The sequence below is a fragment of the Simplicispira hankyongi genome (assembly GCF_003570885.1).
Taxonomy (GTDB): domain Bacteria; phylum Pseudomonadota; class Gammaproteobacteria; order Burkholderiales; family Burkholderiaceae_C; genus Simplicispira; species Simplicispira hankyongi.
Genome location: NZ_QXJC01000003.1, coordinates 514074 through 529096 on the forward strand (window position 1 = coordinate 514074; position 15023 = coordinate 529096).

Consider the following 15023-nt stretch of genomic DNA (forward strand, 5'->3'; position numbering starts at 1 on the left):
ACTCAGCGCCCCAAACCACGCTTGAGCTGCTTGAGCAGCAGCACCACCTGATTCGAAGCGTGGCGGTAGCCGCCATGGAACACGCGCAGTGCACGCTCGTACTCCCCGGCACGGCTGAGCTCGACGACCTCGACAGCCTGGGCATGAAAATAGGCATGGCGCGCTACGAGGATGTCAAAGGCCGGGTACTGGCCCAACATTTGCTGCCCGGGGCCGGCGAGCCACTGGCCCAACGGGCAGGCTTCGGGGTTGCGCAATTCGTCCAGATCGATTGGGGTATCGATCTCGCCGCTCAGTTGCTGGCGCAGCCTGTTTTTCCATGCCTCATGCCTGCTGATGGCGGCGTCGATGTCGAATTCGAACGCCAGCGTGTTGGCGTACTCGGCATCCAGCACCAGTTCGCTCGCGTTGTCCTCGAAAGCCCAAGTGGTCTCCTGGCTTTCAGGGTCCTGCTCGCGCAGTTTGAACATTTTGCTGAAGAATCCCATGGAAGTACCCGATGCGTCGCGCCAACATGGCCCATGAAGCCATCATATAGACCCTGCAGCAATTGGATACACCCGCGTCACTCACCGCCGAAAAGACCCTGTGAATGGGCCGACGCGGAATGCAAAACGCCCGCCAGGGTGGCGGGCGCTTTCTTCGGGGCGTTCTCGCTCAGGGCCGGTCGATACTGCCCATCGCCTTCGGATAGGTCACGATGCCCCAGGGCATGCCCATCTCTCCGAGGTGCTTGGTCACCTCCAGCGAAGCGGCATCGATCACCACCAGTTCATTCGATTTGCCGCAGGCCACCAGGATCTGCTTGTCGTCAGGGGTGAAGCTGAAATGCCAGCAGCGATCACCGATCGGGATATCCTTGACCTTTTCATAGGTCTGGGCGTCGAAGACCTGGAGCAGCTTGTCCTTGTTGGAGGCCACGAAGATGCGCGAACCGCTGCGGTCGAAGGCCACACCGTAGGGCGTCTTGGCGGTGGCGACCTCCTTGACGACATCGAACTTGTCGTTGAGCACCAGCATCTTGTCCGAAAGCTCCAGTGTGGTCACCAGCGCCTTGCCGTCGGGCGACAGCTTGATGCCGCGCGGGCGGTTGCCGTACTTGCCAAGCGGGATGCTCTTGAGCAGTTTGCCGCTTTTGGCGTCGTGCACCGTCAGCGAATTGTCCGATTCATTGGTGATGAACAGCTTCTTGCCATCCTTGGAGAACTCCAGACCCTCGGTTTCCGGCTTGCCGACGATGTCGTGAACGACCTTGCCCTGCTTCAGGTCCACGATGGCGATGTGCCCTGGGACGGCGCCATCGTCGTCCTTGGCGCCATTCTTGGAGGGCGGGCCCGACTTGGCGCTGGGTTCGTAGGTGACATAGGCATAGTGGCCCTGGACACGAACGAATTCGGGGTTCTTGCCGATCGGCACATAGCGGATTACATGCCCTGTTTTGGTGTCGATCAGGGCAATGTTGGCGCCACCCTTGTTGGCCGTTACCAGCATGGCGCCATCGGCGGTAATGCCAATGCCGCGCGGCCCGGTGACGCCAACGTCGATGTTGTCCCTGGCCGTCATGGTGGCCAGGTCGATGACGCTCACCCCTGCTTCCTGATTCGATACATAGGCCACGCCACTGTCGGCAAACACCGGTGCAGCGCAGGACAAACCGAGGGCCAGCGGCACGGCGACCTGACCGATCGCCTTGAGCAAATACTTGTTCATTGAGTCCACTCTCTTAAAAAATTTCTGGCGCCACCCATAGGTGAAAGGTACGGCGGTATTGGTCGGCCAAACTGCCGTCAGCCCACGGAAACCCGAACGCCCCCTCCACAGCGACGGCTACTGGCGCCCGGCAAGTCACCTAGGCGACTTTAGCAAGTTTCAGCGCCTGGCCCGATCCAATGGCAGCGCCCCCGATGTGCCATTGCAAGCGGACATGTGCCAGACGCGGGCGAAAATTTTGCAGCATGTCCAAGGGCTCACCTAACCCGCACGCTCCTGCAAGGCGCGCCACAATGGCGGCATGACGGCTTCCATTCCTACCGCGCTCTCCCTGCTCGACCTCGTGGCCGTGCGCGAGGGCGGCAGTGTGCGCGATGCGCTCGCCATAGCGCTGGCGACGGCCCGGCATGCCGAGTCTCTGGGTTTCAAGCGCTACTGGCTGGCCGAACACCACAACATGGACGGCATTGCCAGCTCGGCAACGGCGGTACTGGTGGGCCACATCGCCGCTGGCACCGAGCGCATGCGCGTCGGCTCGGGCGGTGTCATGCTGCCCAACCACGCACCGTTGGTGGTGGCCGAGGCCTTTGGCACGCTGGCCGAACTGTTCCCCGGCCGCATCGACCTGGGGCTGGGGCGCGCGCCGGGGACCGACCCGCTCACCATGCGCGCGCTGCGCCGCGACCGGCCCGAGACGCAGGAGGACTTCCCGCGCGACGTGGCCGAACTGCAGCGCCTGCTGGCGCCCCCCGAGCCAGGCCAGCGCCTGGTGGCCACGCCCGGAGCGGGCACCAACGTTCCCATCTGGCTGCTCGGCTCCAGTCTGTTTTCCGCCCAGCTCGCGGCCGAGCGCGGCCTGCCTTACGCATTTGCCTCGCACTTCGCACCGCGTTTGCTGCTGCAGGCGATAGACCTGTATCGGCGCCTGTACAAACCCTCGGCACACTGGCCCAAGCCCTATGTGGTGATTGGCGTACCGCTCATTGCCGCACCGACCGACGAGGAGGCGCAATTCCTCGCCAGCAGCACCTACCAGCGCGTGCTGGGCATCCTCAAGGGCGAGCGGCGCAAGCTGGCGCCACCGGTAGCTGGGCTGGTGGAACACCTGTCGCCCCAGGAACGTGCCGCCATTGGTGAATTCCTCGCGGCAGCCGTCATCGGCGGGCCCGACTCCGTGCGCTCCGGGATGGAGGCGCTGCTCAAGGCGACACAGGCCGACGAACTGATGCTGGTGTGCGACGTGTTCGATCCGGCCTTGCGCCTGCGCTCGCTCGACATTGCCGCCGCCGCCCGGGCACAGCTACAAGCCACGGGCAATTTTTAACTATTATTTCAATAGCTGCATGCGCTTTACTAGCAAGCGCTAGCGGCCATTTTTGCTCTAAATTTAGCGCGCCAGATAGCCGCCGTCCACCGGGTAGTACGAACCCGTCACAAACGAGGCCTTGCTGCTCGCGAGCCAGAGCACCAGTTCGGCCACTTCCTCAGCACGGCCCAGCCGGCCGATGGGGTGGGCGGCGACCAGCATGCCGTTGACGGCCTGGTTCTCTTCCAGCGCGCTGATCATGGGCGTGTGGATGAAGCCCGGCCCGACGGCGTTGATGCGCACGCCCTGCGCGCTGTATTCCAGCGCTGCCGCCTGGGTCAGCCCTACGACTCCGTGCTTGGCTGCGGTGTACGCCGGTGCTCCGGCAAAACCCACGGCCCCCAGAATGGACGCCATGTTGACGATGGCGCCGCCGCCATTCTTGAGCATGGCCGGCAACTGGTACTTCATGCCATAGAACACACCCGAGAGGTTGATGCCAATCACCTGCGCCCAGCCGTCCAGCGGGTAGTCGGCCGTGGGCGCCTGCGGGCCGCCAATGCCGGCGTTGTTGCAGGCAATGTCGAGACGCCCGAACTTCTCCACAGCGCGCTGCACCAGCGCTTCGCAATCCTGCGGCTGGCTCACATCAGCGGTCACAAACAGCGCCTCGCCGCCAAGCCCACGCACCTGGGCCACGGTTTGCTCGCCGCCGTCACGGTTGGTGTCGGAGACCACCACGCGCGCACCCTCGCGCGCCCAGGCCAGGGCAACGGCGCGACCAATGCCCGAGGAACCGCCGGTGATCAATGCGACTTTGTCTTTCAACATGGGAACTCCTTGCGGCCCCGGACCAAGCGCCGAGGCTTGCAGGCCATTGTGGACTGGGCGAACGCGTCCGGCCAGTGTGCAGCGGCTACTATTGCGGCCCATGCCGATTTCTTACACCGCCCATGCCCGCCTTTGCCTTTGAAGCGCTCGATGCCCAGGGCCAGACGCGCACCGGCATGCTGGAAGCCGACAACGCCAAGGCCGCCCGCAGCCAGCTGCGGGCGCAGGCGCTGGTTCCGCTCGCGGTCTCGCCCGCGGCGCAATCGGGTGCGGCAGACGGCTCGCGCACCGCTGGCGGCTGGCTGCAGCGGCCGGTGTTTGGCAGCACGGGGCTGGCCATCTGGACGCGCCAGGTGGCGGGACTGGTCTCCTCCGGGCTCACGCTGGAGCGGGCGCTGACCGCCCTTTCCGACGAGGCCGACGACGAGCGCCAGCGCCACCTGGTCGCGGTGCTGCGCGCCGAAGTCAACGCCGGCGCGCCCTTTGCCCAGGCACTGGCCCAGCACCCGCGCGAGTTTTCCGACATCTACTGCGCCGTAATTGGCGCTGGCGAGCACAGCGGCAGGCTCGGCCTGGTGCTCGAACGCCTGGCCGACGACCTGGAGGAGCGCCAGGCGCTCAAGGCCAAGCTGGTCGGCGCCGCGCTCTACCCCGCCATCGTCACGCTGGTGGCCATCGCCATTGTGATTTTTCTCGTCAGCTACGTCGTACCGCAGGTCGCTGGCGTGTTTGCCGGCTCGCGCCGCGCATTGCCCTTCCTGACGGTGGCCATGCTGGCGGTGAGCGCTTTCGTGCGCCACTACGGTATCTGGCTGCTGATTGCTATTGTTATTGCAGCTATTAGCGCACGCTACGCTTACGCTAGAGCCGCTTTTCGTTCAAAATTTGACGCTGCCTTTCTGCGCCTTCCCATCCTTGGCCGCCTGGCACGCGGCTACAACGCAGCGCGCTTTGCCAGCACGCTGGCCATGCTGGCGGGTGCGGGCGTTCCCATCCTCAAAGCCTTGCAGGCGGCCGCCGAAACCCTGAACAACCGCGCCATGCGTGCCGACGCGCTGGACGCGCTGGTGCAGGTGCGCGAAGGCGCGCCGCTGGCCTCGGCGCTGGCGCAAAGAAAGCGCTTTCCGAGCCTGCTGTCCATGTTCGCCCGTCTGGGCGAGCAGACCGGGCAACTGCCGCTCATGCTGCAGCGCGCTGCCGTGCAGCTCAGCACCGAGGTGCAGCGCCGCGCCGTGCAACTGGCAACCGTGCTGGAGCCCCTTCTGATCGTCGTGATGGGACTGGTGGTGATGCTGATCGTTCTGGCCGTTCTGCTGCCCATCATTCAGCTCAACCAGTTCGTCAAATAAGGGGCATGCGATGCCGGTAAGCCTGCAAGACAAACTGGTGGTCGCGATTTCCTCGCGCGCGCTGTTTGATTTCGAAGAAGAAAACCGCGTGTTCGACGCGCAGAACCCGCTCGCCTACATGCGTTTGCAGCAGGAGCGCCTGGCGGTGCCCGCAAAGCCGGGGGTCGCATTTCCGCTGGTGCACAAGCTGCTGGCCTTCAACACCGACGCGGTGCAGCGCGTGGAAGTGGTGATGCTCTCGCGCAACGACCCGGTGACGGCGCTGCGCATCTTCCGCTCGGTGCAAAGCGCCGGGCTGCAGCTCGAGCGCGGCGTGTTCACGCAGGGGCGCGACCCCTTTCGCTACTTGCGGCCACTGGGCGCGCACCTGTTCCTCTCTGCCAACGAACGCGATGTCAGCGAGGCGCTGCACCTGGGTTTTCCAGCCGCAAGGGTATTGACCGAATCGGTTGCCGCCGGCATCAACTACCCCAACGAACTGCGCATTGCCTTTGACGGCGACGCCGTGCTGTTCTCGGACGAAGCCGAGCGGGTCTACCAGGAAGGTGGGCTGGAAGCCTTTGTCTCGCACGAAACCAGCAAGGCCGCCCTTCCGCTGTCTGGCGGGCCTTTCAAGCCGCTGCTCGCCGCGCTGCACCAACTCCAGCAGCAGGCGGATGTCTCGGGTATGCGGCTGCGCATTGCACTCGTCACGGCCCGCAGTGCGCCAGCGCATGAGCGCGCCATCAACACCCTCATGAAGTGGAACCTGGCGGTGGACGAGGCGATGTTTTTGGGCGGGCTGGAGAAGGGCCCGTTCCTGCGCGAATTCGAACCGGATTTCTTTTTTGATGACCAGACCGGTCACGTCCGCTCGGCGGCGCGCCATGTACCGGCCGGCCACGTGCGCAGCCTCCCGGGAGCAGCGCCTTAAAGCCCCGTAGTGCGCTTGACCGTGGGGTCCGAGTAGGTCAACGGCTCATTCTTGGCCTGCTGAGCCAGGCGCTCCGCCAGCGTGGTTTTGTTCACGTCCTGGGCCATCTCAATGGCACTACCGCTGGCGCGCCACATGGACTGGATGAATTCAATCATCACCTTATAGAGCGGCGGCTCCTTGGGCGGCTCGGGAGGAATCTTCAGCTCTTTTTTGTCAGCCCCCTCGGTCCAGTCGCGATTGGCCTGATCGGGGCTGGATGACTTTTCGGGCGTCTTGACGATGGCCCCCTCTCCCAGTCGGTCCATCGACTCGACCGGCGTGGCCGCATTGATGGGTCGCACCGGAACCGCCCCCGATGCCCCGGTGGAGTAAAGGTCGGCGCCCTGGGGACGCCAGCTTGTCGATCGGTCAACAGGTGGCAGTTGCATGGCAGAGTCCTCAGTTAGACGGAGCGAGCCGGATTCCCCCCCGTCTCGTAACTCTATTTCGGCGAAAAGAGGGGCAACTTGAGCCCTTTTCTCCGAATTGGCCAAAATTTAAGGGTAAACACCTATTAAGTGCCACTCCTGCTACAAAAATCGCTCCAGCAAGCGCAGCGAATGCCGGTCGAGCGCCCGCGTATCGGCGATGCGGTACTGCACGCCCTCGGCACTCGCCACCATCAACCGGGTGCGGCCGGCCAGGCGGCGGATGTCTTCCTCGGCCTTCAAGGTGAACTGGGTGTCACCTCGGTCGGTGACGACCTGCCAGGTGCTGGGCGTGGAGAAGCTCGACACCGAGACGATGCGCGTGATTTCGGGGGAAAACTCGCGCACCGCGAGTTCTTCCTCAACCAGCGCACGCACGCCAGCGGGCAAATCGGTCAGACGGTCCACCCACAGCCGCTCATGCCCGTCTTGTCCCAGCAGCGAAATTCCTTCGTCCGGTGCGCCGATAGGAAACGCGCGCACGGGCTGCACGCCCACATGCTCGCTCCCGTCGGCCAACGTGAGCACCAGTCGGCCATGGCTGTCGCGCTGCAGCGAAATGTTCGAGGTGCTCATGACTGGCCTGCAGGGTGTGCGGAATGGGAAAGTGCTTCGGGCAGCACGCCCGCTGCTTGGGCGTCTTCCTCGGCGCGGCGCGCCTGGGCTTCGTACAGGCGCCAGTAAGCGCCTTGTCGCTCCATGAGGGTATCGTGCGGCCCGACTTCGACGATCTCGCCGCGGTCCATGACCACCAGGCGGTCGGCTTTGCGCAAAGTGGACAGGCGGTGGGCAATAGCGATCGTGGTCCGGCCCTGCACCAGGTTGTCGAGCGCGCGCTGGATTTCCTTTTCCGTTTCGGTATCCACCGCCGACGTGGCTTCGTCAAGGATGAGGATGCGCGGGTCGATCAGCAGCGCGCGCGCAATGCTGATGCGCTGGCGCTCGCCGCCCGAGAGCCCTTGACCACGCTCACCGACCAGTGAGTCGTAGCCATGCGGCAGTCGCAGGATGAATTCGTGCGCGTGCGCGGCGCGCGCGGCCACAATGATTTCGCCGCGCGTCGCGTCTGGCTTGCCATAGGCAATGTTCTCGGCAATCGTGCCGAAGAACAGGAACGGCTCCTGCAGCACCAGGCCAATATGGCGCCGGTAGTCCGCCACAGCAAACCGCCGGATGTCGGTGCCGTCGAGCGCAATCACCCCTTCGGTGACGTCGTAAAAGCGGCAGATCAGATTCACCAGCGTGCTTTTGCCCGAGCCGCTGTGGCCCACCAGGCCAATCATTTCGCCGGGCCGGATCTCCAGATCGAGTCCTTTGATGACGGCACGGCTGCCGTAGCGGAAACCCACACCGCGCAGCGCAATGGCGCCCTGTACCCGCTCCATGTGCACCGGGTGGGCCGGTTCGGGCACGTTGCTGACGTGGTCCAGGATGTCAAAGATGCGCTTGGCGCCCGCAGCGGCCTTTTGCGTGACCGACACGATGCGGCTCATCGAGTCCAGCCGGCCATAGAAGCGCCCGATGTAGGCGATGAACGCCGTCAGCACACCCACCGTGATCTGGCTTTTCGATACCAGCCAGATGCCAAAGCCCCATACCACCAACAGACCGATTTCCGTCAGCAGCGAGACTGTGGGCGTGAACAGCGCCCAGGTCTTGTTGAGCTTGTCGTTGACCTGCAGGTTGTGCTGGTTGGCGTCGTAAAACCGCCGGGCCTCACGCTTTTCCTGAGCAAAGGCCTTGACCACGCGGATGCCGGGGATGGTGTCGGCCAGCACGTTGGTCACTTCGCTCCAGACCCTGTCGATCTTCTCGAAGCCGGTGCGCAACCGGTCGCGCACGGTGTGAATCATCCAGCCTATGAACGGCAGTGGCACCAGCGTGACCAGCGCCAGCCAGGGGCTGATCGAAAACAGGATCGCCGCCGTCATGAGAATCATCAGCACGTCGGTGACGAAATCGAGCGCATGCAGCGACAGGAACACGTTGATGCGGTCGGTCTCGGCGCCGATGCGCGACATCAGGTCGCCCGTGCGCTTGCCTCCAAAATAGTCCAGCGACAGGCGCAGCAAATGCTCATAGGTCGTGGTGCGCAAATCGGCGCCAATGCGCTCAGACACCAACGCCAGGATGTAGGTGCGCGCCCAGCCCAAGCCCCAGGCGAGCAGCGCGGAGGCGAGCAGCCCCCCGAGATACAGCAGCACCAGGCCTGGCTCGATCTGCTTGCCGTTCTGGAACGGAATCAGGATGTCGTCCATCAGCGGGATGGTCAGGTACGGCGGCACCAGCGTGGCGGCGGTAGAGGCCAGCGTCAAGCCAAAACCGGTGGCCAGTTGCTTGCGGTAGGGGCGCGCAAAGCGCCAGAGCCGCAGCAGCACCCAGGTGGAGGGCTGGGGCGGCTGGGCACGGGCGCAAACCGGGCATTCTTCGGTATCTGGCGAGAGCTCGCTGTGGCAGACCGGGCACAGGGCGTCTGCCTCCACTGCCGCATGCGGCACCAAGCCGCCATGCGCAATCTGGACGATGCGCAACTCGAACTGCCGCACCAAGCGCTGTGCCGCTGGATTGATTGCCAGCGTGAAGTGCCAGAGCGCCAGGCGGTTGCGGTCATCGTGCAACTCCAGCGTGCCCACGCCGCCATGGTCCAGCAGTCGCAGCCCTATGCCAGGCGCCAGCGCCCACTCGCGCCACTCACCGCCCTGGGTACAGGCCAGCAACCGGGCGCTGGTCAAGGCAAGCAGGTTGCTCGTGAACTGCAGCGCGTCACTGAGGTCAACCTGCAGGGTGGCGAGCACGTTTTCATTGGGCACAAGCCGACGACCCAGTTCTGCCTCGAAAGGTCGGGACGCGGCGTCAGTTTCGGCCGCACGGTGGTGATGTTGCATCTTGAATTGAATACGCGCGAATTGCGCAGAACAGCCAGCACAGTGGCAGCAGCCGAATTTTCCCCCAAACACGCGAGCGACCGTCAACGGTATGCTTGCGCCCATGCTATCTGGCACGCAACGGCCCGGCCGATGCGCCTGCCTTCAACGGACTACGCACCCGGTGCGCTGACCCATGACCACATTTAAAGACATCGACCTGCTGCGCATCCACTACCTTCGTGGCCCAAACATCTGGACCTACCGCCCGGTGCTGGAGGTCTGGCTGGACCTTGGCCCGCTGGAGGATCACCCTTCGCACCAATTGCCGGGATTCAACGAGCGGCTCACCACCTGGCTGCCGGCGCTGATCGAGCACCACTGCGGCGTAGGCGAGCGCGGCGGTTTCCTGCAGCGCCTGGAGGAGGGCACTTGGTGCGGCCACGTGCTGGAGCATATCGTCATCGAACTGCTCAACCTGGCGGGCATGCCCACGGGGTTTGGCCAGACGCGCAGTACCTCGCGGCACGGCATCTACCGCATGGTGTTCCGGGCCCGCGAGGAGCAGGTCGCGCGCAGCGCGCTGGCCGAAGGCCACGCGCTCCTCATGGCGGCACTCAATGACCAGCCTTTTGACGTGAACGCCGCCGTCGCCCGCGTGCGTACGGTGGTGGACGACCGCTACCTCGGCCCAAGCACGGCCTGCATCGTCACCGCAGCCGCCGATCGCGGCATTCCGCACATCCGCCTGAACGACGGTAATTTGGTGCAGCTGGGTTACGGCGCCGCCCAGCGCCGCATCTGGACAGCCGAGACCGAATTCACCAGCGCCATCGCCGAGGGCATTGCCAGCGACAAGGATCTAACCAAAAGCCTGCTCAAGGCCTGCGGCGTGCCGGTGCCCGAGGGCCAGGTTGTGGCTAGCCCGCAAGCCGCCTGGGAGGCCGCCCAGGACATTGGCCTGCCGGTGGTGGTCAAACCCTCCAACGGCAACCATGCGCGCGGCGTCACGCTCGACCTGCGCAAGCGCGAAGATATCGAAGCCGCGTGGCACGTGGCCGAGCCCGAAGGCAGCGAGGTCATGGTCGAGCGCTTCATCCCCGGCGACGAGCACCGCATTCTGGTGGTCGGCGGCAAGGTGGCGGCCGCCGCGCGCGGCGAGGTGGTCAGCATCACCGGCAACGGCCGCTCCACCGTCCAGGAACTCATCGACAGCCAGCTCAACTCCGACCCGCGCCGCGGCTACGAGGAGGAATACCCGCTGGAGATCATCGACCTGACGCAGGACGCCAAGGTGCAGCTTGAACTCATGCGCCAGGACCTGGGCGCCGATTCCGTCCCCGCCGCCGGCCGCCAGGTGGTGATCCAGCGCAACGGCAATGTGGCGGTGGACTGCACCGACGAAGTTCACCCCGAGGTGGCCTACATCGCGGCACTGGCCGCCAAGGTCGTAGGTCTGGACATCGCTGGCATCGACATGGTGGCGCAAGACATTTCAAAGCCTCTGCACGCGCAGGGGGGTGCCATTGTGGAAGTCAACGCCGGACCCGGTTTGCTGATGCACCTCAAGCCCGCCATCGGTGCACCGCGCCCGGTGGGCCAGGCCATTGCCGAGCACCTGTTCCCGCTGGCCGACGATGCCTCTGTCGACGACACTGTCGGCCGCATTCCGGTCGTCGGGGTCGCGGGCACACGCTCAAGCGCCACCATTGCCCGCCTGGTCGCGTGGCTGTTGCATCTGGGGGGTCGCTACACAGGCCTGGCCTGCAGCGAAGGTCTGTTTCTGAACGAGCGCTGCGTGGACACCCGCCCCAGCGCCCACTGGGAAGGCGCGCGCCGCTTGCTCACCAGCCAGATGGTGCAAGCCGCCGTGATGGAAAACGACGCGCGCGCCATCCTGCAGGACGGCCTGGCCTACGACCGCTGCACCGTCGGCGTGGTGACCGACATGGATGGATGGGAAGCACTGGCCGAATTTGACGTGCTGTCCGCCGAGCAGATGCCGCGCGTGCTGCGCACCCAGGTCGATGTGGTCCTTGCCAGCGGCGCGGCGGTGCTGAACGCCGACGAGCCGGAAGTGGCCGAACTGGCCCGCTTGTGCGACGGCGCCGTGGTGCTGACCTCCACCGACGCGCTCAACGCTGCCGTGGCGGCCCACCGCGCCAAGGACCATGGCCGTGCGGTGCTTCTGCAAGGCGGCCAGGTAGTGCTGGCGCAGGGAGCCAGCGAAAAGCCCTTGGGCGAGCTGGCGCGCCTGACTCAGGGCCAGGCAGCTGCATCGGTGCCCGTACCGGCCCTGCTGGCGGCAATTGGCGCCGCCTGGGCGCTGGACATTGCCCCCGACCTGATTGCCGCAGGCGTCAAAACCTTCGAACCCGTATTGGCAGGCGCCAATGCGCCGCGCATTCCCGTACTGCCGCTGTAATCCCGAAAGATTTCCATGGATGTATCCCGTACCCGGGCCCTGCGCGGCCCCAACCTGTGGAGCCGCAACACCGCCATTGAGGCCGTGGTGCGTTGCACCGACGACGAATTGGCGATGGCGCAGATGGCCGGTTTCGAAGCCCGCTTGCGTGCTCTGTTCCCGGCCATAGGCACCCTGCTGCCCGAGGGCAGCGAGAACGATATTTCGCTCGCCCACGTGCTGCAATCGGCGGTGCTGGCGCTGCAGGCGCAGGCCGGCTGCCCCGTGACGTTCAGCCGCACCGCGCACACGCCAGAGCGCGGTGTGTTCCAGGTCATCGTCGAATACACCGAAGAAGCGGTAGGTCGCCAGGCGTTCGAAGACGCTCAGGCGTTGGTAGCCGCCGCGCAGCAAGGCGGCGCATTCGACTGCGAAGCCGTGGTGGCCCGTCTGCGCGAGCTCGATGAAGACGAGCGCCTGGGCCCCAGCACGGGTGCCATTGTGGAAGCCGCTGCGGCACGCGGCATCCCATGGCGCCGGCTCACGCAAGGCAGCCTGGTGCAGTTTGGCTGGGGTTCGCGCCAGCGGCGCATCCAGGCGGCTGAAGTCGATGTGACCAGCGCCGTGGCCGAGTCCATCGCGCAGGACAAAGACCTGACCAAACGCCTGCTGCACGCCGCCGGCGTCCCGGTGCCCATGGGGCGACCCGCTGCCACCACGGACGACGCCTGGGCCGTGGCGCTTGATGTCGGCTTGCCGGTGGTGGTCAAGCCCCAGGACGGCAATCAGGGAAAGGGCGTCACGGTCAATATCACCGAACGATCGCAGCTTGATGAAGCCTTTCGCGTGGCCGCCGAATACGGCGAGGTCATGGTCGAGCGCTTTCTGCCAGGCCACGACTTCCGCTTGCTGGTGGTCGGCAACCAGTTGGTGGCCGCCGCGCGGCGCGAGCCGCCCCAGGTGCTGGGCGACGATATCCACACGGTGCGCGAACTGGTCGACCTGGTGAACCTTGATCCGCGGCGGGGCGAAGGCCACTCCACGCCACTGACAAAAATTCGCCTGGACGACATTGCCGTAGCGCGCCTCACCACACAGGGCATGACGCCCGATTCGGTGCCGCCCAAAGGCCAACGCATCATCCTGCGCAACAACGCCAACCTCTCTACCGGCGGCTCGGCCACCGATGTGACCGACGACGTGCACCCCGACGTAGCAGCGCGCGCCGTGGCGGCCGCGCAAATGGTGGGGCTGCACATCTGCGGCGTCGATCTGGTGTGCGAGAGCGTGCTGCACCCGATCGAGGAACAAAACGGCGGCATTGTCGAAGTCAACGCCGCGCCCGGCCTGCGCATGCACCTGGCGCCGTCCTACGGCAAGCCGCGCGCGATTGGCCAGGCCATGGTGGACCTGGTGTTCCCGCCCGGCAACGACGGACGGATTCCGGTGGTGGCCGTCACTGGCACCAATGGCAAAACCACGACGGCGCGCCTGATTGCCCACCTCTTTTCCGCCCACGGCCTGCGGGTCGGCATGACCAACACCGATGGCGTGTACGTCAACGGCCGCCAGATCGACAGCGGCGACTGCAGCGGCCCGAAAAGCGCGCGCAACGTGCTGCTGCACCCCGAGGTGGATGCGGCGGTGTTCGAAACGGCGCGTGGCGGCATCTTGCGCGAGGGCCTGGGCTTTGACCGCTGCACCGTGGCGGTGGTCACCAACATCGGTGAGGGCGACCACCTGGGGCTGAACTTCATCACCACGGTGGAAGACCTGGCGGTGCTCAAGCGCGTCATCGTGCAGAACGTGGCGCCCGATGGCTATGCGGTGCTCAACGCCGCCGACCCCATCGTCGCGGCCATGGCGCCGGCCTGCCCCGGCAAGATCATCTTCTTTGCCGCCGATCGCCACCATCCCGTGATGGCCACGCACCGTGCCCAGGGCAACCGGTCGGTCTATGTCGATGGCGATTCGGTCGTGGCGGCCGAAGGCTCCTGGCGCGAGGCAATTGATCTGCGCGATGTGCCCATCACGCGCGGCGGCAAGATTGGTTTTCAGGTGGAAAACGTCATGGCCTCGGTGGCCGCCGCCTGGGGCGCGGGCCTGTCGTGGGAGACGATCCGCCGCGGCCTCTCGGGTTTCGTCAACGACAGCGACAACGCGCCCGGGCGCTTCAACCTGATGGATTTCAAAGGCGCCACGGTCATTGCCGACTATGGCCACAACCCCGACGCCATGCGCGCCCTGGTGAGCGCCGTGAATGCACTGCCGGCCAAGCGCCGCAGCGTTGTCATCAGCGGTGCGGGCGACCGGCGCGACGAGGACATCCGCGCGCAGACCGTGATTCTCGGCGCCGCTTTTGACGACGTGCTGCTGTACCAGGACGCCGCCCAGCGCGGCCGCGCCGATGGCGAGGTGATGCGCCTGCTGCGCGAAGGCCTTGCTGGCGCCGGGCGCACCCAGCATGTGGAGGAAATTCGCGGCGAATTCATCGCCATCGACACCGCTCTGGCGCGCCTGGCGCCCGGCGACCTGTGCCTGGTGCTGGTGGACCAGGTGGAAGAAGCGCTGGCGCATCTGGCCCGCCGCTGCGCTGAAGCATGAGACGCAGCATGGCATCCAAGCAACGCTCCGTTCCCGCCCACTTGCTGCGTGCAGCCTTGGCAACCTTGTGCCTGGCTGGCGCCACAGCAGGCCAGGCGGCCGACAAGATCGGCACGGTAGACACGGCTTTCCAGTTGCTTGGCCGCGACCACGACATCATTGTCGAGGCCTACGACGACCCGGGCGTCTCGGGCGTGACCTGCTACGTCTCGCGCGCCCGCATCGGCGGCATCAAGGGCACGCTGGGCCTGGCCGAAGACCGGGCCGAGGCATCCATCGCCTGCCGCCAGACCGGACCCCTTTCGTTCGCCAAACCGCTGCGCCAGCAGCAAGAGATTTTCTCCGAGCGCATGTCGCTGCTCTTCAAGCGCCTGCGTGTGGTGCGCATGGTGGACGCACCGCGCAACACCCTGGTGTACCTGAGCTACTCGGACAAACTCATTGACGGCTCGCCGCAGAACAGCGTCACCGCCGTCCCGGTGGACCGCGCCACGCCAATCCCGCTGGACAAGTGATTGCCCACGGAAATTTTAGGCAAAAAATGCCTCTAGCGCTTATCCCATAAGCGCCAG

At 65.4% G+C, this 15023-nt stretch carries 12 protein-coding genes; 6 read left to right on the forward strand and 6 right to left on the reverse strand.

From position 1 onward, the window contains the following. Positions 1-2 precede the first annotated feature (2 nt). Complete coding sequence (locus D3F03_RS09080; protein ID WP_119109048.1) at positions 3-488, reverse strand: CZB domain-containing protein; 486 nt, start codon at positions 486-488, stop codon at positions 3-5. Between the two features lie 169 nt (positions 489-657). After that, entirely contained in the window at positions 658-1710 is a 1053-nt protein-coding gene (locus D3F03_RS09085; protein WP_119109049.1) for a beta-propeller fold lactonase family protein, read from the reverse strand. A 301-nt stretch (positions 1711-2011) separates the two neighbouring features. On the opposite strand from D3F03_RS09085, the gene D3F03_RS09090 reads away from it, so the two are divergent. Further along, complete coding sequence (locus D3F03_RS09090) at positions 2012-3034, forward strand: LLM class flavin-dependent oxidoreductase (protein WP_119109050.1); 1023 nt, start codon at positions 2012-2014, stop codon at positions 3032-3034. 63 nt (positions 3035-3097) lie between these two features. Here the strand turns inward: D3F03_RS09090 and D3F03_RS09095 are convergent, their stop codons facing one another. Continuing rightward, entirely contained in the window at positions 3098-3847 is a 750-nt protein-coding gene (locus tag D3F03_RS09095) for an SDR family NAD(P)-dependent oxidoreductase (protein WP_119109051.1), read from the reverse strand. Positions 3848-3969: 122 nt separating this feature from the next. Here D3F03_RS09095 and gspF point away from each other — a divergent pair, with 122 nt between their 5' ends. Both gspF and D3F03_RS09105 read left to right on the forward strand, forming a co-directional pair. Next, positions 3970-5196, forward strand: a complete 1227-nt coding sequence (gene gspF / locus D3F03_RS09100) for a type II secretion system inner membrane protein GspF (protein WP_119109052.1) — start codon at positions 3970-3972, stop codon at positions 5194-5196. Between the two features lie 10 nt (positions 5197-5206). Beyond that, the gene (locus D3F03_RS09105) at positions 5207-6109 is read left to right on the forward strand and encodes a 5'-nucleotidase (protein WP_119109053.1); all 903 of its coding nucleotides are present in this window, start codon (positions 5207-5209) and stop codon (positions 6107-6109) included. Here the strand turns inward: D3F03_RS09105 and D3F03_RS09110 are convergent. The 3 genes from D3F03_RS09110 to D3F03_RS09120 form a co-directional block, all read right to left on the reverse strand. Next, entirely contained in the window at positions 6106-6540 is a 435-nt protein-coding gene (locus D3F03_RS09110; protein ID WP_119109477.1) for a hypothetical protein, read from the reverse strand. The two genes, D3F03_RS09105 and D3F03_RS09110, sit on opposite strands and share 4 nt — an antisense overlap. Before the next feature lie 141 nt (positions 6541-6681). Continuing rightward, entirely contained in the window at positions 6682-7155 is a 474-nt protein-coding gene (locus D3F03_RS09115) for a cyanophycin metabolism-associated DUF1854 family protein (RefSeq protein ID WP_119109054.1), read from the reverse strand. Beyond that, positions 7152-9464, reverse strand: a complete 2313-nt coding sequence (locus D3F03_RS09120) for a cyanophycin metabolism-associated ABC transporter (RefSeq protein ID WP_119109055.1) — start codon at positions 9462-9464, stop codon at positions 7152-7154. Before D3F03_RS09120 ends, D3F03_RS09115 begins: the two co-directional genes overlap by 4 nt. Before the next feature lie 175 nt (positions 9465-9639). Here D3F03_RS09120 and D3F03_RS09125 point away from each other — a divergent pair, with 175 nt between their 5' ends. From D3F03_RS09125 to D3F03_RS09135, 3 genes are read left to right on the forward strand one after another with little or no spacing between them, the layout of a single operon-like run. Then, the gene (locus D3F03_RS09125) at positions 9640-11868 is read left to right on the forward strand and encodes a cyanophycin synthetase (protein WP_119109056.1); all 2229 of its coding nucleotides are present in this window, start codon (positions 9640-9642) and stop codon (positions 11866-11868) included. Positions 11869-11883: 15 nt separating this feature from the next. Next, a complete protein-coding gene (gene cphA / locus D3F03_RS09130) occupies positions 11884-14451 on the forward strand; it encodes a cyanophycin synthetase (protein WP_119109057.1) in 2568 nt (855 codons plus the stop codon). An 8-nt stretch (positions 14452-14459) separates the two neighbouring features. Further along, entirely contained in the window at positions 14460-14966 is a 507-nt protein-coding gene (locus D3F03_RS09135) for a CreA family protein (RefSeq protein WP_119109058.1), read from the forward strand. Positions 14967-15023: the final 57 nt, after the last annotated feature.